We start from the raw sequence: 20,529 nt of genomic DNA, 5'->3' as shown, positions 1-20,529 counted from the left end.
TCGACCGTCCACTGATCGTCCATCATGAGCGGATGCTCAGATTCCTGCCCGTCGGTGACTCCATGACGATCGGAAGCGCGGGCGAACACACGTGGCGTTACCGGCTGTGGCAGCACCTGTGCGCCACGTACGACGGCCCCTTCACGTTCGTCGGCCCGCGCGAGACGCTCTACGACAAGGCGACGGACTCCCCGACCTCGTACGCGTACGCCGCCCCCGACTTCCCCCGCGCCCACCTGGCCGGCTGGGGCGAGGGCTGGGCCCACATGGCCCCGCTGATCGGCCACGCGGTGCGCGAGCACCGGCCGGACGTGCTCCTGGTCTCGCTGGGCCTGATCGACCTGGGCTTCTATACCAACGCGGAGCAGACGACGCAGAACGTGCGGAAGTTCGTCAGGGAGGCGCGGGAGGCCGGTCCCCGGGTGCGGATGGTGCTGCTGCCGGTCATCCCGAACATCCGGGCGGAGGCGGACGAGCCCTTCGCCGCTGAGCTGACCCGCTTCAACGAGCTGCTGGAGAAGACGGTCGCCGACCTCGACGAGCCGACGTCCTCCCTCCTGCTGGCCCCGATCCCGGAGTCGTACGACATCCAGACCGACACGTACGACGGCACCCACCCGAACGAGAGCGGGGAGCGGAAGCTGGCGGGGGCGTTCGCGGGGGCGATGTGGGAGGAGTGGGGGGTGGGCGGGGAGTACGGCTCGTACGCCTGAACGACGCTCGTGTCCCCGCGTGACCTGGTGACCGTGCGTATCGTTGTACCGCGCGGCTGCGCTCGTGCGGGGAGCAGCCGGGGAGGAGCGCCAGGATGACCGTCCTTGAAGACAGGATCGCGATGGCCGAGAGCGACGACACGATCACGCTCGACGAGATCTTCGAGCGGCTCGAGACGATGCCCGTCCCCGAGGGATACAAGGTCGAGATCGTCGAGGGGTTCGTCTACATGTCGCCACAGCGGGACACCCACTGGGAGATCATCGCGGACATCTACGAGCAGCTGCGGACCAAGTATCCGCGGAAGCGTGTGAAGTCCGACGTGCGCATCGACTACCCGGGACACCTGAACGGGTTCGCGACCGACGTGACCGCGATGGCCGAGGGCGCCGCCAAGACCGAGGACGGCCGCTGGCGTCACGAGGACGTCGAGTTCGTCGCCGAGGTCATCTCCAAGGGCACCGCCGCCAACGACTACGGTCCGAAGAAGGCGGCCTACGCCAAGGCCGAGGTGCCCGTGTACCTCATCGCCGACCCGTACCAGCGCCGCTGCCACGTCTACACCCACCCCAAGGGCGACGACTACGCCACCGAGACGAAGGTCGACTTCGGTGACGACGTGGACCTCACCGACACGGTGGTCGGCCTCACCCTCACGACGGACGAGTTCCCCTGCGACTGACTCCTCCGTGACGGCCCGCCGGAGGAGCCCGGCACCTCGGCCGGGTCTGTCCGACAGGATTGCCGAACAGGCCCAGCCAGGCGCGCGGAGGGCTCAGCGCTTCAGCGTGAAGGTGAAGTCGCCGGAGAGCCGGCCGTTCAGCCGGACCGCCGAGACGAGCTTCCCCTCCGCCACCAGTCTCCCGACCTCGGCCCGTGAGAGGCCGCAGCCTTCAGCGATCAGCCGCACCGGCCGGACGGGAATCCGCGCCGCGAAGCGGACCGAGACGTCGACCACCTCACGGTCCAGGTGTTCCGATCCGCCGGTGTCCAGGCGCCAGGCGCCGTCCCAGTCGAGGGCGATGCGATTGCGCCGCCGCACGACCGGATCCTGAAGCAGCACAGCGGCCAGGCCGGGGTCGTTGCCGTGCAGCCGGTCCAGCAGCTCGGGTCGTACGGAGCGCACGTTCATCCGCTCCAGGACCGTGAGCTTGGCGGTGACTCCGCATGCGGTGCAGAGCACGAGGAGCCAGGCGTCGACAAGCTTGTGGTTGGCGTTGACACGGAACTTGCCGTTCGCCCGGAAGCGTTCGGACGCGCACGCGTGGCAACGACGGACGACGAGGGGCAGGCAGGTGGGCATGACCACCCAGTTTTCGAGCACAGAAGTACACCGGTTCCAGTGAGAAATCCGCAGCAGAAAGGAGCGCGGCGCACTTGCGCGACGCGCGACGAATCAGCACTCGGGAGGTCTCACACGGTGTACAACGGCACGTCCTGTCCCAGACGACTTGGTCGGCAGCACGGTAATGCCGCACAGCGGCGCCGCTCCACCGGTTTTCGAGCACCGCGCACCCCACACCTCCCACCCGTCACGACAACTCCGTCACACCCCTGATTGCGACAGAGCTGGACGGAAAGGCGATACGTGCAGTTACCGGCGCAGACCTTCCGTCAGGAGGCCCCATGACGAGCGAGCGGACGACCGAGCGGGACACCACCTACAAGCCCCTGAGGACCACGGCCCGCGGCCGCGCCGTCCTCGCCGATCCCCGGCTCAACCGGGGCACCGCGTTCACCGACGCGGAGCGCCGGGACCTGGATCTCGTCGGTCTCGTACCGCCGCGTGTGCTCACCCAGGACGAGCAGGCCGAGCGTGCCTACGCGCAGTTCCGTGAGCAGCCCGGCGACCTGGCCAAGAGCGTGTACCTGACCGCTCTGCACGACCGCAACGAGGTGCTGTTCTACCGGCTCGTCGCAGACCACCTCGAGGAGATGCTGCCCATCGTCTACACCCCCACCGTGGGCACGGCCATCAAGCGCTACAGCTACGAGTACCGGCGCCCCCGAGGCGTGTACCTCTCCGTCGACGCCCCCGGCGACATCGAGCGTTCCCTGCGCGCCGCGGGCCTCGGCCCCGACGACGTCGACCTGATCGTCGCCACCGACGGCGAGGGCATCCTCGGCATCGGTGACTGGGGCGTCGGCGGCATCGACATCGCCGTCGGCAAGCTCGCCGTCTACACGGCCGCCGCCGGTGTCGACCCGCGCCGCACCCTCGCCGTCATGCTCGACGTCGGCACCAACCGCCAGGAACTCCTCGACAACCCCCTCTATCTCGGCAACCGGCACCCCCGCGTCGACCGCGACACCTACGACGCCTTCATCGACGCCTACGTCACCACCGCGACCAAGCTCTTCCCGCGGGCCCTGCTCCACTGGGAGGACTTCGGTCCCGCCAACGCCCGTCGCATCCTCGACCACTACCGCGACCACGTCTTCACCTTCAACGACGACATCCAGGGCACCGGCGCCGTCAATCTCGCCGCCGTCCTCTCGGGAGCCAAGGCCAGCGGCGTGCCCCTGCGCGAGCACCGCATCGTCGTGTTCGGCGCGGGCAGTGCCGGCATCGGCATCGCCGAACAGCTCCGCGACGCCCTGGTGTCGGAGGGCCTGTCGGCCGACGAGGCCACCGCCCGCTTCTGGTGCGTCGACCGCTACGGCCTGCTCACCGACGACCAGGGCGACAAGCTCCGCGACTTCCAGGTGCCGTACGCCCGCCCCGCCGACGAGGTCTCCGACTGGCGGCGCGACGACAGTCTGCCCGGTGTCCCGCTCGCCGAGGTGGTGCGCCGGGTCCGCCCGACCATCCTCATCGGCACCTCCGGCCAGGGCGGCTCCTTCACCGAGTCCCTCGTCAGGGAGATGGCCGAGCACACGGCACGCCCGATCGTCCTCCCGCTCTCCAACCCCACCGACCTGGCCGAGGCCAAGCCCGCCGACCTCATCGCCTGGACCGACGGCAAGGCGCTCGTCGCCACCGGCAGTCCCTTCGACCCGGTGGAGCACGGCGGTACGACGTATCACATCGGGCAGGCCAACAACGCCCTGATCTTTCCCGGCCTCGGACTCGGCGCGATCGTCGCCCAGGCCTCACAGGTCACCGACCGCATGCTGCGTGCGGCGGCGGACGCGGTCGCCCGGCAGACGGACGTGACCGACCCGGGCGCGCCCGTACTGCCTCCCATCCACGACCTGCGTGAGACCTCCGCGGCGGTCGCTGCCGCGGTGGCGACGGCAGCCGCGGAGGACGGCGTCGCGCGCGCCGACCTGGACGACGTGGACGCGGCCGTGCGGGCGGTGACGTGGGCGCCCGTCTATCCGCCGATCGAGGCGGTGTGAGCCACCCGCGAACCCGCCGTTCCACCCGGCAACGAATGCAAGACAATAAATGCAAGCACGCTTGATTGTTTCCGTTCCCGCTGCCATGCTCCCCCCATGGCTGACCCGACGCCCGTGATCGACGACCTGCGTGCGGAGGGCGAGGAACTCGACCTTCTGGTGGCCGAGTCGAGCCCGGAGCAGTGGTCGCTCGAGACCCCTGCTCCCGGCTGGACCGTCGCCCACCAGATCGCCCACCTCGCCTGGACCGACCACTCGTCCCTGCTCGCCGTGACCGATCGGGACGCCTTCGCCCGCGAGGTCGAGAAGGCGTTGGCCGCCCCGGGAGACTTCGTGGACAACGGGGCGGAGGAGGGGGCCGGGAAGCCGGCGGCGCGGCTGCTCGCGGACTGGCGGGGCGGGCGCAAGGCCCTGGAGGACGCCCTGCGCGCCGCACCCGCCGATGCACGGTTTCCCTGGTACGGCCCGCCCATGTCCGTCGCGTCCATGGCGAGTGCCCGGCTGATGGAGACCTGGGCGCACGGGCAGGACGTCGCCGACGCCCTGGGGGTGGTGCGCACGCCCACCGACCGGCTCCGGCACATCGTCCGCCTCGGCGTACGCACCCGTGACTTCGCCTTCGGCGTGCACGGACTGCCCGCGCCCTTCGAGGAGTTCCGGATCGAGCTCACCCCGCCCTCCGGCGACGGCGAGCCGTGGACGTACGGCCCCGAAGACGCCCTCGAACGCGTCACCGGCCCCGCCCTCGACTTCTGCCTGCTCGTCACCCAGCGCGCACACCGCGCCGACCTCGCCCTGCGTGCCGAGGGCTCCGACGCCGACCGCTGGCTGGACATCGCCCAGGCCTTCGCGGGCCCGCCCGGCACCGGCCGCACACCGAAGGGGGCGGGGGAGTGACCGCCCAGGCGGCTCCCCTGCGCATCGGCAACTTCTCCGGCTTCTACGGCGACCGTTCCGAAGCCATGCGCGAGATGCTCACCGGCGGCGAACTCGACGTCCTCACCGGTGACTACCTCGCCGAGCTGACCATGCTCATCCTCGGCCGGGACCGGCTCAAGGACCCCGCCGCCGGTTACGCCCGCACGTTCCTGCGCCGGCTCGAGGAGTGCCTCGGCCTCGCCCACGAGCGCGGAGTGCGGATCGTCACCAACGCCGGCGGCCTCAATCCCGCCGGACTCGCCGACGCCGTCCGCGACCTGGCCGACCGCCTCGGCATCCCCGCCCGCGTCGCCCACGTCGAGGGCGACGACCGCACCGCCGTGCACCCGGGCAGCCTCACCGCCAACGCTTACCTCGGCGGCTTCGGCATCGCTGCCTGTCTGCGGGAAGGCGCCGACGTCGTCGTCACCGGGCGGGTCACCGACGCGGCCCTCGTCACCGGGCCGGCCGCCGCCCACTTCGGCTGGCGGCCGACCGATCACGACCGGCTCGCGGGCGCCGTCGTCGCCGGACACGTCCTGGAGTGCGGGGCGCAGGCCACCGGCGGAAACTACGCCTTCTTCCAGGACGGCGAGCGGGACGTCCGCCGGCCCGGCTTCCCGCTCGCCGAGGTCCGCGCCGACGGCAGCTGCGTCATCACCAAGCACCCCGGCACCGGCGGATTCGTCGACGTGGGCACGGTCACCGCCCAGCTGCTGTACGAGACGGGCGGCGCCCGGTACGCGGGACCCGACGTCACCGCCCGGCTGGACACCGTACGGCTGAGCCAGGAGGGACCGGACCGGGTCCGGATCGAGGGGGTGCGCGGTGAGGCGCCGCCCCCGGACCTCAAGGTCGGCCTCAACCGGCTCGGCGGCTTCCGCAACGAGGTCGTCTTCGTCCTCACCGGGCTCGACATCGAGGCGAAGGCCCGCCTCGTGCGGGCGCAGATGACCGACGCGCTCGCCAAGTCCCCTCCCGCCCAGGTTCGTTGGGAGCTGGTCCGCACCGACCGGCCCGACGCCGCCACCGAGGAGACCGCCAGCGCGCTGCTCCGGCTCGTCGTACGCGACCCGGACCAGGAGGTGGTGGGGCGCGCGTTCGGCGGTGCCGCCGTGGAACTCGCCCTCGCCAGTTACCCCGGCTTCCATGTGCTCGCGCCACCCGGCAAGGGCGTCCCCTACGGGGTGTTCAAAGACGTGTACGTCCCCCAGGACGCCGTCGACCACGTGGCCGTCCTGCACGACGGCCGCCGGGTGCCCGTCTCCCCGGCCCCCGACACCCTCGTACCGCACGACGTACCGCGGCCTCCCCTCCCCGACCCGCTCCCGCCCGGCCCCACCCGCCGCGCCCCCCTCGGCCGTGTCGTCGGCGCACGCAGCGGCGACAAGGGCGGCAACGCGAACGTCGGGGTGTGGGCGCGCACCGACGAGGCCTGGCGGTGGCTCGTGCACACGCTCGACGTCGACCGGTTCCGGGAGCTGATCCCGGAGAGCCGCGACCTGCCCGTCACCCGGCACCCGCTCCCCAACCTGCGTGCCGTCAACTTCGTCGTGGAGGGACTCCTCGGCGAGGGTGTCGCCGCCCAGCACCGTTTCGACCCGCAGGCCAAGGCCCTCGGCGAATGGCTGCGCTCCCGCCACCTGGACATCCCGGAGGCCCTGCTTTGAACCCTCCCCCGGCTGAAGCAGGGGGATTCCTGGCTCAGGAAGCCCCACAGATCAGCGACCCGAGAGGTCTTACTCCATCAACACCAGCCGGGACGGAACCTGCCCGGTTGCCCGAAAGCGTTGGATTGCGCCGGCTTGGCTCTCGCGCAGCGCGTTATGCGTGCTTGGTTCTCGCAGCGCACAGCGAACAGCTTAACCGGTCTTTGGGGCCCTCTTTCTCTTTTACGGCAAAATCCGGCTCTTTGTGCTATCGCATGGTAAGTCGACGCCTCCCCGACCTGAAGGTCGGCGCAACCTCGGAGGAGTTCAGGTGACCGTCCTTCCCTCCACGCTGGACACCGCGAGCCCCGAGTACCGGGCGAACCGCGACGCCATGCTGGCCAGGCTCACCGATCTGGACGCCGAGCACGCCAAGGCCCTCGCGGGCGGCGGTGAGAAGTACGTCCAGCGGCACCGCAAGCGCGGCAAGCTGCTCGCCCGGGAGCGGATCGAGCTGCTCCTGGACCCGGACACGCCGTTCCTGGAGCTGTCACCGCTGGCCGCCTGGGGGAGCGAGTACACCGTCGGCGCCTCCCTCGTCACCGGTATCGGTGTCGTCGAGGGCGTGGAGTGCCTGATCACCGCCAACGATCCGACCGTGCGCGGGGGCGCCAGCAACCCCTGGAGCCTGAAGAAGGCCCTGCGCGCGAACGACATCGCGCTCGCCAACCGGCTGCCCTGCATCAGCCTCGTCGAGTCGGGTGGCGCGGACCTGCCCTCCCAGAAGGAGATCTTCATCCCCGGGGGCGCGATCTTCCGGGACCTGACCCGGCTGTCCGCCGCCGGGATCCCGACCGTCGCCGTCGTCTTCGGCAACTCCACGGCCGGCGGCGCCTACATCCCCGGCATGTCCGACCACGTGATCATGGTCAGGGAGCGGGCGAAGGTCTTCCTCGGCGGGCCGCCGCTGGTGAAGATGGCGACCGGCGAGGAGAGCGACGACGAGTCGCTGGGCGGCGCGGAGATGCACGCGCGCGTGTCCGGGCTCGCGGACCACTTCGCCGTCGACGAACCCGACGCCCTGCGGCAGGCGCGGCGCGTGGTCGCCCGCCTCAACCACCGCAAGGCTCACCCCGATCCCGGCCCGGCCGAGCCGCCCGAGTACGACCCCGAGGAACTCCTCGGCATCGTCCCGGGCGACCTGAAAACCCCCTTCGACCCGCGCGAGGTCATCGCCCGGCTCGTCGACGCCTCCGACTTCGACGAGTTCAAACCGCTGTACGGGACGAGCCTGACGACCGGCTGGGCGTCCCTGCACGGCTATCCGGTGGGGATCCTCGCCAACGCGCGCGGGGTGCTCTTCAGCGAGGAGTCGCAGAAGGCCGCCCAGTTCATCCAGCTCGCCAACCAGCGGGACATCCCGCTCCTCTTCCTGCACAACACCACCGGCTACATGGTCGGCCGGGAGTACGAGCAGGGCGGCATCATCAAGCACGGCGCGATGATGATCAACGCCGTCAGCAACAGCCGCGTCCCCCATCTGTCCGTCCTCATGGGCGCCTCCTACGGCGCCGGGCACTACGGCATGTGCGGCCGCGCCTACGACCCGCGGTTCCTGTTCGCCTGGCCCAGCGCCAAGTCCGCCGTCATGGGCCCGCAGCAGCTCGCCGGCGTGCTGTCGATCGTCGCCCGCCAGTCGGCCGCCGCGAAGGGGCAGCCGTACGACGAGGACGCGGACGCGGCGCTGCGCGCCATGGTGGAGCAGCAGATCGAGTCCGAGTCGCTGCCGATGTTCCTGTCCGGGCGGCTGTACGACGACGGCGTCATCGACCCGCGCGACACCCGCACCGTCCTCGGCCTGTGCCTGTCCGCGATCCACACCGCGCCCTACGAGGGGGCGCGGGGTGGGTTCGGCGTCTTCCGGATGTGAGGAACCACCAGTGATCACTTCTGTGCTCGTCGCCAACCGGGGCGAGATCGCCTGCCGTGTGTTCCGCACCTGCCGCGAGCTGGGAATCCGGACGGTCGCCGTGCACTCGGACGCCGACGAGAACGCCCTCCACGCGCGCGTGGCGGACACGGCCGTACGACTGCCCGGCGCGGCGCCCGCGGACACGTATCTGCGCGGCGACCTGATCGTGAAGGCCGCCGTCGCGGCGGGCGCCGACGCCGTGCACCCGGGGTACGGGTTCCTCTCCGAGAACGCCGACTTCGCCCGCGCCGTCCTGGACGCGGGCCTGGTCTGGATCGGCCCGCCACCCCGGGCGATCGAGGCGATGGCGTCCAAGACACGCGCCAAGAAGCTCATGAACATCGCGGGCCTGAGCGAGGTCACCGAGGCCGACCTGCCCGTGCTGGTGAAGGCCGCGGCGGGCGGCGGCGGACGCGGGATGCGGGTCGTGCGGCGGCTCGCCGACCTGGACGCCGAACTGGCCGCCGCGCGCGCGGAGGCGGCGAGCGCCTTCGGGGACGGTGAGGTCTTCGTCGAGCCGTACGTGGAGAACGGCCGGCACGTCGAGGTGCAGATCCTCGCCGACACCCACGGCACGGTGTGGACGCTCGGCACCCGTGACTGCTCCCTGCAGCGCCGCCACCAGAAGGTGATCGAGGAGGCCCCGGCCCCGGGACTGGAACCCGGACTCACCGCCGAGCTGTACGAGACGGCGGTGCGCGCCGCCCACTTCACCTCCTACGCCGGCGCCGGAACCGTCGAGTTCCTGGTCACCGCCGACGGCAGGGCGCACTTCCTGGAGATGAACACCCGCCTCCAGGTCGAACACCCCGTCACCGAGGCCGTGTTCGGCATCGACCTCGTCGCCCTGCAGATCCGCGTCGCCGAGGGCCACGCCCTGGACGCCGAGCCGCCCCGCCCGCGCGGCCACGCCGTCGAGGCCCGCCTCTACGCCGAGGACCCCGCCCGCGACTGGGCCCCCCAGACCGGCACCCTGCACCGGCTCGCCGTGCCCGACGGCGTCCGCCTCGACACCGGCTACACCGACGGCGACACCATCGGCGTCCACTACGACCCGATGCTCGCCAAGGTCGTCGCCCACGCCCCCACGCGCGCGGAGGCGATCCGCGCCCTCGCCGGCGCCCTGGACCGGGCGGAGATCCACGGCCCGGTCACCAACCGCGACCTCCTCGCCCGCTCCCTGCGGCACGAGGAGTTCACGACGGGCCGCATGGACACCGGCTTCTACGACCGCCACCTCGTCCGTCTCACCCGGCCCGCACCCGACCCGTACGCCCCCCTGGCCGCGGCCCTCGCCGACGCCCACGGCCGCTCCCGCTTCGGCGGCTGGCGCAACCTGCCCTCCCAGCCGCAGACCAAGCGGTACCTGATGGCGGGCGAGGAGCACGAGGTCCGCTACCGGCACACCCGGGAGGGCCTGACCGCGGACGGGGTGCGGGTCGTGCGCGCGGACACCCGTCTCGTCGTCCTCGAAGCGGACGGCGTACGCAGGAAGTACGAGGTGGCCCGGTACGGCGGCGACCAGGTGTACGTGAACGCCACCGTCCTCACCGCGCTGCCCCGTTTCCCCGACCCCACCGCACACCACGCCCCCGGCTCCCTCCTCGCCCCCATGCCCGGCACGGTCGTCCGCGTCGCCGAGGACCTGACCGAGGGCGCCGCCGTACGGGCCGGTGAGCCCCTGATCTGGCTGGAGGCGATGAAGATGCAGCACCGGATCACCGCTCCCGTCACGGGGACGCTCACCGCCCTGCACGCCGTACCCGGACGGCAGGTGGAGGTCGGCGCCCTGCTCGCCGTCGTACAGGCCGAACAGGCCGAACAGGTCGCACAGGCCGCACAGGAGGAGGTTCAGGACAGATGAGCAGCACCCTGGAAACCGAGGAGCACAAGGCCCTGCGGGCCGCCGTCGCCGCCCTCGGCAAGCGCTACGGCCGTGACTACATCACCCGCGTCGTCGCCGGCGGCGGCCACCCCGACGAACTCTGGTCGGAGGCCGGCAAGCTCGGCTACCTCGGCGTGAACCTGCCCGAGGAGTACGGCGGCGGAGGCTGCGGCATCAGCGAACTCGCCATCGTCCTGGAGGAACTCGGCGCCGCCGGCTGCCCCCTCCTCATGCTCGTCGTCTCCCCGGCCATCTGCGGGAACGTCATCGCCCGCTTCGGCACCGAGGAGCAGAAACGGACCTGGCTGCCCGGCCTCGCCGACGGCACCCGGCTCATGGCCTTCGGCATCACCGAACCCGACGCCGGATCCAACTCCCACCACATCACCACCACCGCCCGCCGCGACGGCACCGACTGGCTGCTCACCGGCCGCAAGGTGTTCATCTCCGGCGTCGACAGGGCGGACGCGGTCCTGATCGTCGGCCGTACGGAGGACGCTCGCACCGGTCGTCTCAAGCCCTGCCTGTTCATCGTGCCGCGCGACGCCGAGGGCTTCACCCGCCGGCCCATCGACATGGAACTGAACGCCGCCGAGAAGCAGTTCGAGCTGACACTGGACGACGTACGACTGCCCGCCGAGGCGCTCGTCGGTGAGGAGGACGCCGGACTGCTCCAGTTGTTCGCCGGGCTCAACCCCGAGCGGATCATGACGGCGGCCTTCGCGATCGGCATGGGCCGCCACGCGCTCGCCCGCGCCGTCGAGTACGCCCGTGACCGCACCGTCTGGAAGACCCCCATCGGTGCCCACCAGGCCATCGCCCATCCCCTGGCGCAGGCGCACATCGACCTCGAACTGGCCCGCCTGATGATGCAGAAGGCCGCCCACCTCTACGACACCGGGGACGACGCCGGTGCGGGCGAGGCCGCCAACATGGCCAAGTACGCGGCCGGGGAGGCCTGTGTGAAGGCCGTCGACCAGGCCGTGCACACCCTCGGCGGCAACGGCCTCACCCGCGAGTTCGGGCTCGCCTCGCTGATAACCGCCGCGCGCGTGGCTCGTATCGCCCCGGTGAGCCGGGAGATGATTCTCAACTACGTCTCCCACCAGACCCTGGGCCTGCCCAAGTCCTACTGATCCGGGCACGCGCGAGGAGGACGGCGTACCCGTCGCCGCCTCCGGCAAGATCCTCCGCCGGCAACCGCGGGGACCAAGCGAACTCGAGGAGGGATCGTGACGCTGATCGGCCGTACACGCGCGCGTGGCATCGAGACACTCAGCCTCGACTCGGCGGACACCCGCAACGCCCTGTCCGCCGCGCTCGTCGGCGAACTCGCGGACGCCCTCACCGACTGCGCCGAGGACACCGGCGTTCGGGCCGTCGTCCTCACCCACACCGGCAACACCTTCTGCGCCGGCGCCGACCTGCGCGACCCCCCGCACCCCGACGCGCTGGTCACCCTGCTCAGACGGATCGTCGAGCTGCGCAAACCCGTCCTCGCGCGCGTGACCGGGCACGTCCGGGCCGGGGGCCTCGGCCTGCTGGCGGCCTGCGACATCGCCGCGGCGTCCACCGGATCCACCTTCGCCTTCACCGAGGTACGGATCGGAGTGGCCCCCGCCGTGATCTCCCTGCCCCTCCTGCCCCGCACGGACCCGCGCGCGATCGCCCGCTACTACCTCACCGGGGAACGCCTCGACGCGGCGGAGGCGGTGCGGACCGGCCTGCTGACGGCGGCCGGGGACGATGTGGACGCCGTACTGCGGCCCGTCCTCGACGGTCTGCGCCGCTCCTCCCCCCAGGGGCTGGCCGAGACGAAGCGGCTGCTCACGGCTAGGGTGCTGGAGGCATTCGACCGGGACGCGGCCGACCTCACCGCGCTCTCGGCCCGGCTGTTCGCCTCCCCGCAGGCCCGCGAGGGGATGACGGCCTTCCTGGAACGACGGGAACCTTCATGGGTGCTGTGAGCACAGACGAGCAACCGACCGAGCGCGTCCCCAAGCAGGACCGCAGCCGGGCCACCCGGCAGCGGCTCCTCCAGGCCGCCGTGGCCTGCCTCGCCGAACGCGGCTGGGCGGGCTCCACGGTCGCCGTCGTCGCCGAACACGCGGGCGTCTCCCGGGGCGCCGCCCAGCACCACTTCCGCACCCGCGAGGACCTCTTCACCGCGGCCGTCGAATACGTCGCCGAGGAACGCTCCACCGCCCTGCGCGCCCTCTTCCCCGAGGGCGCCACCGACCGCCGCTCCGTGGTCTCCGCCCTCGTCGACCTCTACACCGGCCCGCTCTTCCGCGCCGCCCTCCACCTCTGGGTCGCCGCCGGCGACGAGCCCCAGCTCCGCCCCCGCGTCACCGAGCTGGAGGCCCGCGTCGGCCGCGAGACCCATCGCATCGCGGTGGACCTGCTGGGCGCCGACGAGTCCCGCCCGGGCGTCCGGGAGACCGTCCAGGGCCTGCTGGACATGGCCCGTGGCCTCGGCCTCGCCAACCTCCTCACCGACGACCGGGGACGCCGTGAGCGGGTGGTGGCGCAGTGGGCGCGGATCCTGGACGGGGTCCTCAGGGACTGAGCGTCCTCAGGGGCTGAGCCGCTCCACCCGCCAGCCGCCGTCCGGCTCCGCCACGTACCGCAACCGGTCGTGCAGGCGGTTCGCCCGCCCCTGCCAGAACTCCACCGACCGCGGAGCGACCCGGAAGCCGCCCCAGTCCGACGGGACGGGGACCTCCTCGCCTTCCGGATAACGGTCACCGAGCTCGGCGTACGAAGCGTCCAGCTCGGCACGGGAGGCGATCACCGAGGACTGGGCGCTGGCCCAGGCACCGAGCTGCGAGCCGTGCGGACGGGTGCGGAAGTAGCGGGCCGTCTCGTCACTGCCCGTGCGCCGGGCGATGCCGGTGACGATGACCTGGCGGGCGATCGGATGCCACGGGAAGAGCAGCGACACATGCGGGTTCTCCGCCAGGTCGCGCGCCTTGCGTGAGCCGTAGTTGGTGAAGAAGACGAAGCCGTCGGCGTCGTACTGCTTCATCAGGACCGTGCGTGAGCTGGGACGGCCGGCGGCGTCCGCGGTCGAGACGACCATCGCGTTCGGCTCGTGCAGCGTGCCCTGGAGGGTCGCCTGCGCGGCGTCCTCGAACCAGTGGGTGAACTGGTCCATCGGATGCGGGGCCAGCTCGTGCTCGTCCAGGCCCTCCGTGCGGTACTGCTTGCGCATGTCGGCGGGGTCGCGGAAGGTGTCACGGTCGGTCACGTCACGGTCGGTCACGCGGTCATCCTGCCGTATCCCCCTACCGTGTTGTGTGGCACTCAGTGCCGTTCGGTCTCCCCAAAGGTGGCACTCAGGGATATCGTGCGAGTGGGACCGAGGACCTTCGCAGCCCATGCGCCGCACACCTCACTCACACCTCGCAAGGAGCCGCCTGATGTCCGACTTCGTACCCGGGCTCGAAGGAGTCGTCGCGTTCGAGACGGAGATCGCCGAACCGGACAAGGAGGGCGGCGCCCTGCGGTACCGGGGCGTCGACATCGAGGAACTGGTCGGCCACGTCTCGTTCGGGAACGTCTGGGGGCTGCTCGTCGACGGCGCCTTCAACCCCGGCCTGCCGCCCGCCGAACCCTTCCCGATCCCCGTCCACTCCGGGGACATCCGCGTCGACGTGCAGTCCGCGCTCGCCATGCTGGCCCCGGTCTGGGGTCTGAAGCCACTCTTGGACATCGACGCCGAGCAGGCCCGCGAGGACCTCGCCCGCGCCGCCGTGATGGCCCTGTCGTACGTCGCCCAGTCCGCGCGCGGCCAGGGCCTGCCGATGGTGCCGCAGCGGGAGATCGACAAGGCGCGGTCCGTCGTCGAACGGTTCATGATCCGCTGGCGCGGCGAACCCGACCCCAAGCACGTCGCCGCCGTCGACGCCTACTGGACCTCCGCCGCCGAGCACGGCATGAACGCCTCCACCTTCACCGCCCGCGTCATCGCCTCCACCGGCGCCGACGTGGCCGCCGCCCTCTCCGGCGCCGTCGGCGCCATGTCCGGCCCGCTGCACGGCGGCGCCCCCTCGCGCGTGCTCCACATGATCGAGGAGATCGAGCGGACCGGCGACGCGGAGGCCTACGTCCGGCACGCCCTCGACCGGGGCGAGCGCCTGATGGGCTTCGGGCACCGGGTGTACCGGGCCGAGGACCCCCGCGCGCGTGTCCTGCGCCGTACCGCCCGAGAGCTGGGCGCCCCCCGCTACGAGATCGCCGAAGCGCTGGAGAAGGCGGCCCTGGAGGAGCTCCACAACCGGCGCCCGGACCGTGTCCTCGCCACGAACGTGGAGTTCTGGGCGGCGATCATCCTGGACTTCGCCGAGGTCCCGGCGCACATGTTCACCTCGATGTTCACCTGCGCCCGCACGGCCGGCTGGTCGGCGCACATCCTGGAACAGAAGCGCACGGGCCGCCTCGTACGCCCCTCCGCCCGCTACGTGGGCCCGGGCTCCCGCAGCCCGCAGGAGATCGAGGGCTACGCGGACATCGCGCACTGAGACCCCACCTGCGGCGAGAACGCAGACGACCCGCGAGCTCGGGTCCCTCCGCCTCGCGGCGGGGGAGCCGGCCGGACGTACCGGCGAGCTCGCGGGTCGGGTGACTGCTTGGGATTGGCCGGCTGCACGCGTGTCACGTGCTGGTCCGGCACCGCACTTCATGTGGTGACGGGCCGCTAGCCCGCAGCCACCTCGCGCGTCCGGGATTCACTCATGTACCGGATCACCTCCTTTCGGCGTAAGACACACAGTAGGAACCGCCCGGCTCCCGATCAACCGTTTTTTCGTTGCACACGTTCGCGCTGCTCACCTAGCGTCCCGGGCATGACGGAGCGACGTGGGACGGCTGAGCCGCGGCCGGGGTTGACGATTCGGCCCGTTGAGGACGAGTCGGCGCTGGAGCAGTGGCGGCATGTGCACAACGTGGTCGTGCCGCCGGCAGCCATGTCGTCGGAGGACGCCCGGGGGCGGTTGCGGCGTAATCGGCTGGTGAACGCGTACGTCGGTGATGTGCTCGTCGGGTGTTCCACCGTGCGCCCGCCGCAGGACGGCGTGGCCACGGTGATCGCGCGGGTGCTGCCCGAGTGCCGGGGGCGCGGGTACGGCAGGGCGCTGTACGAGGACGGGCTCGCCCACGCGCGCGTGCTGGGGGCGGAGGCGGTCGAGACGTGTGTGCTGGCGGTCAATGAGAGCGGGCTGAGGTTCGCCGGGAAATGTGGTTTCGTCGAGGTCGAGCGGTATGTGCTGGAGGGGGAGAGCGACGAGTGGGTCGACCTCCGGCTGGGCACTCTCAAAGAGAGCGGCTGACTACAACGATTCCTTCAATCTTGTGGGAACCGAGTGTGCGCTGCGTCACGTTCGAGTTGAATGAAGGTGAGTGAGCGAACCTTCGTGCCGTAACCGCGGACACAGCCTGCAGGGGGTCCAGGTGAGTGCTTCCCGGCGTAGTGGGACCACCGATGAGCTGGGGCCCGACGGGCCCGAGCGGGACGGAGCCGATCTGCTCGCCGCTCTGCTCGACGGTATGGACGCGGCTCTGTGCGCCTTCGACGCGGACGGGGTCGTCACGCACTGGAACCGTGAGGCGGAGCGGATCCTGGGCTGGACCGCGGCGGAGGCGGTGGGGCGCAAGGGGTTCGCGGGCTGGGCGGTGCGCACCGCCGACGCGGGGGAGGTCGAGGGGCGGCTGCTGTCCGCGATGCACGCGCCCGGTCGGCAGGTGCACGAGTTCGCTCTGGTGACGAAGGACGGCGGGCGGGTGCTCGTACGGACCCAGTCCGCGGCCGTGCGCGGGCCCGACGGCAAGCCGGCGGGGGTGTACTGCGCGTTCAGCGAGGTGCACGCGCAGATCGACCTGGAGCGGTCCATCGCTCTGAGCGAGGCGTTGTTCGAGGACGCCTCGTGGGGTGTCGTGCTCGTCGACGCCGACCTCAGGCCCGCCGTGGTGAACGCGCACGCGGCGCGGGCGTTGGGGGTGGGGCGTACGTCCGGGCTGGGGCGGCCGCTCGGGGAGCTGCTGTCCCAGGGTGTGGAGGAGCTGGAGGGCGCGCTGACCCATGTGCTGGCCGAGGGTGCGCCGCCCGCCCCCGCCGAGATGTGGGTGAGCGTGCGCACGTCGGAGGGTGAGCGGCGGCGGTGCTGGCGCAGCTGGTTCCTGCGGCTGGCCTCGCCGCTCGCGGAGGAGCCGGTGCCGCTCGGGGTGAGCTGGATGTTCCAGGACGTCACCGAGGCGAAGCAGGGTGAGCAGGAGGCGGCGCTGCTGCGTTTCCGCAGCAACCAGCTGCACCGGGCGGCGCGGGCGGCGGCGGAGTGCGAGGACCCGGCGGAGGCGGCCACGATCCACCTGGACTTCGCGTTGGCCGGGTTCGCCGACCATGCTCTGATCGACCGGGTGGCGGGTGCCCTTCCGGTGGTGGCGGAGGCGTCCGGGCCGGTGCGGCTGGTGCGGATCGCGGCGACGCCCTCCGGGGCGCCCGGGCCGAGTCTGGTGACGGGGGCGGCCGGTCTGCCGGTGTTGTACGAGCAGGGGCATCCCGCGCTGCAGTGCGTGGAGCGGGTGGGGGCCGTGCGGGCGGACGCGGGTGACGTGCCGGCCGAGCGGGCCCGGGAGTGGGCTCTGGCACGGCAGTGGCCCGCCGACAGCGTGCACGCCTTGTGCGCGGTGCTGCGCAGCCGGGGTCGGACGCTGGGTGTGGTGACCTTCCTGCGGGGGCGTGGGCGGAGCCGGTTCGAGCGGTCCGACGCGGCGTACGCCGAGGATGTCGCCGTGCGGATCGCGGTGGCGCTGGATCTGGCGGGGGCGGTCGGGGAGGGGCCCGCGCCGGGGTGACCCCCGTTCGCAGCGCTCAGTGCTGATAGAAGATCCGGTCCCGGTACTGCTCGAAGACGCGGCGGTTCCAGTCGTGGCCGCCGTCCACGTTGCCGGAGCGCAGCAGCGGGGGTTCGATGCCGCGGTCGGCGAGGGTGGCGGCTGCCGTGGCCATGACCGCCTGGAGGAGGGCGGCGGTGACCACCGTGGAGGCGGGGGCGAAGGGCGCGGGGACGGTGTCGAGGGTGAGTTCGGCGTCCCCGACGGCGATCTTGGAGTCGAGGACGATGTCGCAGTGGTCCTTGAGGAAGGTCCCGGAGGAGTGCCGGGACGTGGTCCCGGTGGTGTAGGCGAGCGATGTCACGCCGATGACCTTGGCGCCGAGGGCGCGGGCGCCCGCCGCCATGTCGACGGGGAGGGCGTTGCGGCCGGAGAGGGAGATGATCACGAGGGTGTCGCCGGCGCGGAGCGGTGAGGTGCTGAGGACGGCGGTGGCCAGGCCGTCGACGCGCTCGAGGGCGGAGCCGAGGGTGGCGGGGACGACGTCGACCCCGACGACGCCGGGGACGGCGAGCAGGTTCATGAGGGCGAGACCGCCCGCGCGGTAGACGACGTCCTGTGCGGCGAGCGAGGAGTGGCCGGCGCCGAAGGCGAACAGCCGGCCGCCGGCCTCGACGGTGTCGGCGAGGAGCGTGGCGGCGGCCGTGATGGTCTGCGACTCCTCCTCCTTGACCCGGCGCAGCAGGCCGATGGCGGCGTCGAGGAACCGGTCGGCCGGCGTGCCGTCGCTCATGCGTTGCCCCTTCGCGGAGTCTGTGTTCGCGGCGCCTGTGTGCGTGGCGTCTGTGTCGCGGATCACCGTGCGGTCTGGACCAGTGCGCTGTCAATACGGTGACGGTGGCCGGGGCGGGCGCGGTGTGGGCGTGCTCCTCGCCGTGTGGGTTTCGGTGGCGCGGCACGGTTGTCACTGGTATGCGTCAGAATTGGGGTCAGGGCCAGCGCACGCGCCGGGGAGCGGCGAGCTTCCGGCAGAAGCAATCAAGGGGCACGTATGTCCGGACTGATCGACACCACGGAGATGTATCTCCGCACCATCCTCGAGCTCGAGGAGGAAGGCGTGGTCCCGATGCGCGCCCGCATCGCCGAGCGGCTCGACCAGAGCGGGCCGACGGTGAGCCAGACGGTGGCGCGGATGGAGCGTGACGGCCTGGTGTCGGTGGCCAGTGACCGGCATCTGGAGCTCACCGACGAGGGCCGTCGGCTGGCCACGCGTGTGATGCGCAAGCACCGCCTGGCGGAGTGTCTGCTGGTCGACGTGATCGGCCTGGAGTGGGAGCAGGTGCACGCGGAGGCGTGCCGCTGGGAGCACGTGATGAGCGAGGCCGTGGAGCGTCGCGTGCTGGAGCTGCTGCGTCACCCGACCGAGTCGCCGTACGGCAATCCGATCCCGGGCCTGGAGGAGCTGGGTGAGAAGGACGGTGCGAATCCGTTCCTGGACGAGGGCATGGTGTCGCTGGCCGACCTGGATCCGGGAGACGGCAAGACGGTCGTGGTCCGCCGGATCGGTGAGCCCATCCAGACGGACGCCCAGCTGATGTACACGCTGCGCCGGGCCGGTGTGCAGCCCGGTTCGGTGGTGAGCGTGACGGAGGCGGCGGGCGGTGTGCTGGTCGGCAGCGGGGGCGAGGCGGCCGAGCTGGAGGCGGACGTGGCCTCCCACGTGTTCGTGGCGAAGCCCTGATCCGCCGGCCGCGGACAGGTGGAAGGCCCCGGCGCCGTCTGGCGCCGGGGCCTGTCCTCCCCTGTGCTGACCCGGAGCCCCGAGCTCTCAGGGTCATTCCCCGCGGACCGGTTTCCCCGAGCGGTCCGCCCCCCGCAGTAGAGATCCCCTGGGCGGCGACGATCATTCCTTGAGGGGTGTCACTCGAATGAGGGGTGTTGATCGCAGATCCGGAATTTTCGAATAGTCATTCGATAGTGTGCGGGTGTCCGAGCGGAGCTAGGGGGGCCTGACCCATGGCACGGCGCATCGATGTGACGGGGGCGGGTGGCGTGCGACTCGCCGCCTGGGAGTACGAGGACCCTCCCAAGGGTGACCCGGCCGCCGCGGGTTCCGGCCGGACGCGGCCCGGCGTGCTGTTACTGCACGGCCTGATGGGCCGTGCCGCGCACTGGGCGTCCACCGCCCGCTGGCTCTCCGGGCGGTACCACGCCGTCGCGCTGGACCAGCGGGGCCACGGCCAGAGCGACAAGCCCCCGCAGGCCGCCTACACCCGGGACGCGTACATCGAGGACGCCGAGGCCGCCCTGGAACAGCTCGGCCTCGCGCCCGCCGTCATCATCGGCCACGCCATGGGCGCGCTGACCGCCTGGCAGCTCGCCGCCAAGCGCCCCGACCTGGTGCGCGGCCTGATCATCTGCGACATGCGGGCCTCCGCGCTCGGCGCGGCCTCGCAGCGAGAGTGGGCCGACTGGTTCCGGTCCTGGCCCCTCCCCTTCGCCACGCTCGCCGACGTACGCAAGTGGTTCGGCGAGGACGATCCCCGGGTGGAGCGCCCGAACCCCCGCCGGGGCGCGTTCTACGCCGAGGTCATGCACGAGACCCCGGACGGCTGGCGCCCCGTCTTCGAACCCGAGCAGATGCTCAAATCCCGCGAGACCTGGGTGTACGACGCGCACTGGGAGGAACTGGCCCTGGTCGAGTGCCCCGCGCTGGTCGTACGCGGACTCGACGGGGAGCTGGGGCGGGCGGAGGCCCAGGAGATGGTCCGCGTGCTGCCGCGCGGGGAGTACGCGGAGGTCGCGGACGCGGGGCACCTTGTCCACTATGACCAGCCGGAGGCTTGGCGGGGGGCTGTGGAGCCGTTTCTTGAATCGGTGCAGGGGGTTTGAGCGCGTTCTCATCTGCCGGGTTCTGTCGTATGCGAGTGCCGGTGCGTTGTGGCTTGTCGCGCAGTTCCCCGCGCCCCTGGGGGGTTGGGGTGAGCCGGGGCTGCGTGGTGCCTGCGGTTGTTCGCGCCCGCGCGGCGGAGCCGCATGTCGGCACAGTCCCGCGCCCCTGGGGGGTTGGGGTGAGCCGGGGCTGCGTGGTGCCTGCGGTTGTTCGCGCCCGCGCGGCGGGGCCGCATGTCGGCACAGTCCCGCGCCCCTGGGGGGTTGGGGTGAGCCGGGGCTGCGTGGTGCCTGCGGTTGTTCGCGCCCGCGCGGCGGGGCCGCAT

General features: G+C 71.8%; 18 protein-coding genes. 15 read left to right on the top strand and 3 right to left on the bottom strand.

What is annotated here, in order from left to right:
• The first annotated feature begins 32 nt into the window (after positions 1 to 32).
• Both ACWC21_RS11325 and ACWC21_RS11320 read left to right on the top strand, forming a co-directional pair.
• On the top strand, positions 33 to 713 hold the full coding sequence (locus ACWC21_RS11325) for a GDSL-type esterase/lipase family protein (protein ID WP_450880481.1): 681 nt from the start codon (positions 33 to 35) through the stop codon (positions 711 to 713).
• Positions 714 to 808: 95 nt separating this feature from the next.
• Entirely contained in the window at positions 809 to 1,396 is a 588-nt protein-coding gene (locus ACWC21_RS11320; RefSeq protein WP_450880479.1) for a Uma2 family endonuclease, read from the top strand.
• Positions 1,397 to 1,489: 93 nt separating this feature from the next.
• Here ACWC21_RS11320 and ACWC21_RS11315 read toward each other — a convergent pair whose 3' ends face one another.
• Positions 1,490 to 2,017: a DUF1062 domain-containing protein gene (locus tag ACWC21_RS11315; RefSeq protein WP_450880477.1), complete on the bottom strand. Its 528-nt coding sequence runs from the start codon at positions 2,015 to 2,017 to the stop codon at positions 1,490 to 1,492.
• A gap of 323 nt (positions 2,018 to 2,340) precedes the next feature.
• Here ACWC21_RS11315 and ACWC21_RS11310 point away from each other — a divergent pair, with 323 nt between their 5' ends.
• The 8 genes from ACWC21_RS11310 to ACWC21_RS11275 all read left to right on the top strand — a co-directional run bounded on the left by ACWC21_RS11310 (position 2,341) and on the right by ACWC21_RS11275 (position 13,049).
• On the top strand, positions 2,341 to 4,056 hold the full coding sequence (locus ACWC21_RS11310) for an NAD-dependent malic enzyme (RefSeq protein WP_450880475.1): 1,716 nt from the start codon (positions 2,341 to 2,343) through the stop codon (positions 4,054 to 4,056).
• A 96-nt stretch (positions 4,057 to 4,152) separates the two neighbouring features.
• Entirely contained in the window at positions 4,153 to 4,953 is an 801-nt protein-coding gene (locus ACWC21_RS11305; RefSeq protein WP_450880474.1) for a TIGR03084 family metal-binding protein, read from the top strand.
• Positions 4,950 to 6,644 (top strand): acyclic terpene utilization AtuA family protein, encoded by a 1,695-nt coding sequence (locus ACWC21_RS11300; RefSeq protein ID WP_450880472.1) that lies wholly within the window; start codon positions 4,950 to 4,952, stop codon positions 6,642 to 6,644. The genes ACWC21_RS11305 and ACWC21_RS11300 overlap by 4 nt, the downstream gene beginning before the upstream one ends.
• A 310-nt stretch (positions 6,645 to 6,954) precedes the next feature.
• Entirely contained in the window at positions 6,955 to 8,553 is a 1,599-nt protein-coding gene (locus tag ACWC21_RS11295; protein WP_450880470.1) for an acyl-CoA carboxylase subunit beta, read from the top strand.
• A gap of 10 nt (positions 8,554 to 8,563) precedes the next feature.
• Positions 8,564 to 10,459: an ATP-binding protein gene (locus tag ACWC21_RS11290; RefSeq protein ID WP_450880468.1), complete on the top strand. Its 1,896-nt coding sequence runs from the start codon at positions 8,564 to 8,566 to the stop codon at positions 10,457 to 10,459.
• Complete coding sequence (locus ACWC21_RS11285) at positions 10,456 to 11,616, top strand: acyl-CoA dehydrogenase family protein (RefSeq protein ID WP_450880466.1); 1,161 nt, start codon at positions 10,456 to 10,458, stop codon at positions 11,614 to 11,616. Before ACWC21_RS11290 ends, ACWC21_RS11285 begins: the two co-directional genes overlap by 4 nt.
• Positions 11,617 to 11,712: 96 nt before the next feature.
• A complete protein-coding gene (locus tag ACWC21_RS11280; protein ID WP_450880465.1) occupies positions 11,713 to 12,447 on the top strand; it encodes an enoyl-CoA hydratase family protein in 735 nt (244 codons plus the stop codon).
• Positions 12,435 to 13,049 (top strand): TetR/AcrR family transcriptional regulator, encoded by a 615-nt coding sequence (locus ACWC21_RS11275; protein WP_450880463.1) that lies wholly within the window; start codon positions 12,435 to 12,437, stop codon positions 13,047 to 13,049. The genes ACWC21_RS11280 and ACWC21_RS11275 overlap by 13 nt, the downstream gene beginning before the upstream one ends.
• A gap of 6 nt (positions 13,050 to 13,055) precedes the next feature.
• Here the strand turns inward: ACWC21_RS11275 and pdxH are convergent, their stop codons facing one another.
• The gene (pdxH, locus tag ACWC21_RS11270; RefSeq protein ID WP_450880684.1) at positions 13,056 to 13,694 is read right to left on the bottom strand and encodes a pyridoxamine 5'-phosphate oxidase; all 639 of its coding nucleotides are present in this window, start codon (positions 13,692 to 13,694) and stop codon (positions 13,056 to 13,058) included.
• Positions 13,695 to 13,902: 208 nt separating this feature from the next.
• Here pdxH and ACWC21_RS11265 point away from each other — a divergent pair, with 208 nt between their 5' ends.
• The 3 genes from ACWC21_RS11265 to ACWC21_RS11255 all read left to right on the top strand — a co-directional run bounded on the left by ACWC21_RS11265 (position 13,903) and on the right by ACWC21_RS11255 (position 17,332).
• On the top strand, positions 13,903 to 15,003 hold the full coding sequence (locus ACWC21_RS11265; protein WP_450880461.1) for a citrate synthase 2: 1,101 nt from the start codon (positions 13,903 to 13,905) through the stop codon (positions 15,001 to 15,003).
• Between the two features lie 324 nt (positions 15,004 to 15,327).
• Positions 15,328 to 15,810 carry an N-acetyltransferase family protein gene (locus ACWC21_RS11260; protein WP_450880459.1) on the top strand — a complete coding sequence of 161 codons (483 nt, stop codon included), beginning with the start codon at positions 15,328 to 15,330 and terminating at the stop codon, positions 15,808 to 15,810.
• Positions 15,811 to 15,931: 121 nt separating this feature from the next.
• Positions 15,932 to 17,332, top strand: coding sequence for a PAS domain-containing protein (locus ACWC21_RS11255; RefSeq protein WP_450880457.1), 1,401 nt, complete (start codon positions 15,932 to 15,934; stop codon positions 17,330 to 17,332).
• 16 nt (positions 17,333 to 17,348) lie between these two features.
• Here the strand turns inward: ACWC21_RS11255 and ACWC21_RS11250 are convergent, their stop codons facing one another.
• Entirely contained in the window at positions 17,349 to 18,104 is a 756-nt protein-coding gene (locus ACWC21_RS11250; RefSeq protein WP_450880455.1) for an SIS domain-containing protein, read from the bottom strand.
• 258 nt (positions 18,105 to 18,362) lie between these two features.
• Between ACWC21_RS11250 and ACWC21_RS11245 the strand changes: the two genes are divergently transcribed.
• Both ACWC21_RS11245 and ACWC21_RS11240 read left to right on the top strand, forming a co-directional pair.
• Positions 18,363 to 19,052 carry a metal-dependent transcriptional regulator gene (locus tag ACWC21_RS11245; protein WP_388804067.1) on the top strand — a complete coding sequence of 230 codons (690 nt, stop codon included), beginning with the start codon at positions 18,363 to 18,365 and terminating at the stop codon, positions 19,050 to 19,052.
• A 275-nt stretch (positions 19,053 to 19,327) separates the two neighbouring features.
• Positions 19,328 to 20,203 carry an alpha/beta fold hydrolase gene (locus ACWC21_RS11240; RefSeq protein WP_450880453.1) on the top strand — a complete coding sequence of 292 codons (876 nt, stop codon included), beginning with the start codon at positions 19,328 to 19,330 and terminating at the stop codon, positions 20,201 to 20,203.
• The last annotated feature ends 326 nt before the right edge of the window (positions 20,204 to 20,529 follow it).

It is taken from the genome of Streptomyces sp. NPDC001348 (assembly GCF_053597535.1).
Note: the sequence above shows the minus strand (reverse complement) of the source record. Positions and strands in the feature narration are given on the sequence as shown.